This window comes from Barnesiella sp. CU968, assembly GCF_905219685.1.
In the GTDB taxonomy this organism is placed as follows: Bacteria; Bacteroidota; Bacteroidia; order Bacteroidales; family Muribaculaceae; genus Lepagella; species Lepagella muris_A.
The window spans coordinates 1-1497 of the sequence record NZ_CAJMXD010000545.1 but is presented as its reverse complement, the minus strand read 5'-3'; the positions used below and the strand labels follow the sequence as shown (position 1 = coordinate 1497).

Here is a 1497-nt window from a genome sequence, read left to right as displayed (position 1 = left end):
CTTCCTATCATATCACATACAACGGAAGGAAGGAACTTGGCGATTCTGTTGTCGCCATACTCGACAGAGTCGGCAAATCTCTGTCGGTATTCGACACAACATCGCTTGTAAGCCGGGTCAATTCACTGGAATCCGCACGTATAGACGATGATTTCATACGCGTATACAGCATGTCGAAGAAAATCAATGAAATCACGGAAGGAGCGTTCGACCCCACATTATCACCTCTTATTTCGGCTTGGGGATTCGGAAGCAGCCACAAGGCTTCTCCCGACACGTTGCATATCGACTCCATCTTGAGATATACAGGCATCGGGAAAACACATATCTCCGGAGACACCATTTTCAAGGATGACATCCGCATCGAGTTTAACTTCTCTGCAATAGCCAAAGGTTACGGTTGCGATGCCATAGCCGAAATGCTGGAAAGAAACGGAGTGAGCGACTTCCTTGTGGAAATAGGTGGAGAAATTATGATGAAAGGGAGAAATCCGGAGGGATCGGCATGGAGAATCTCTATCGACCGTCCTATCCTCTCCAATGACCGAGAGATACACGATTCTCAGGAAATAATCAGCATCTCTGACGCGGGAATAGCGACTTCGGGGAATTATCGCAATTTCCACCGCTCATCTTCGGGTGAGACTTACGGACATACAATCTCCGCATTTACCGGGCGACCGGTTTCCACTGATGTCATTTCAGCAACAGTAGTCGCTTCCTCGGCGATGGAAGCCGACGGATTTGCAACAGCTTTCATGGCGATGGGAAGCGAAAAGGTCAAGTCTGTCAACAGCAAGCTCGGATTGCCGGTGATGCTTGTTCTCTCAGACTCCACGACATGGACATCCCCCCGATTCAAAAGCATGATACAGAAGAAATAATAAAAAACAAACTGCTAAAAATCAATGATAGAAGCATTAATTGCACTAAGCATAGTTCTAAGCATCGCAGTGATAGCGTTGCTGCTCTATTTCCGCAGCCGCATGGCAGCCATGGGCAAAGAGTCTGAACAGAGTTTCAGGATTATGGCAGCCGAATCGCTCGAACGCAATGCCCGCACTCTCCAGCAGAACAACGCCGAACAACTGGTCTCAATTCTATCACCGCTGAGAATGAGAATCGAGGATTTTAACCGCGAGATGGAAAAGAGTTACACAGATGCGGCTGCGTCACGCCGTTCTCTCTCCGACCAGATAGAAAGACTGACACGTCTCAACCTTACCATCGGAGAAGAGGCGCGCAACCTCTCCTCCGCCCTTCGCGGAAACAATCGCGTGCAGGGTCAATGGGGTGAAACCGTGCTGGAGTCTCTGCTTGAACGTGCCGGACTCAAAAAAGGAATAAACTTCGACACTCAGGTGACTCGCGATTCAGAAGGAAATTCACTCCGCGATGACGACGGTAGATTTCTCCGCCCCGACATGGTGATATTTCTGCCCGACAATCGCAATATTATCGTGGACTCCAAGACATCGCTGTCCNGTTACCGTGATT

The 1497-nt window shown here is 49.0% G+C and carries 2 protein-coding genes; both read left to right on the top strand.

The window, feature by feature from the left end; translation table 11 throughout:
- A partial coding sequence (locus JX312_RS13555; protein WP_204458442.1) for an FAD:protein FMN transferase occupies nucleotides 1–884 on the top strand: 884 nt, incomplete at its 5' end.
- Nucleotides 885–908: 24 nt separating this feature from the next.
- A partial coding sequence (gene rmuC / locus JX312_RS13550; RefSeq protein ID WP_204458440.1) for a DNA recombination protein RmuC occupies nucleotides 909–1497 on the top strand: 589 nt, incomplete at its 3' end.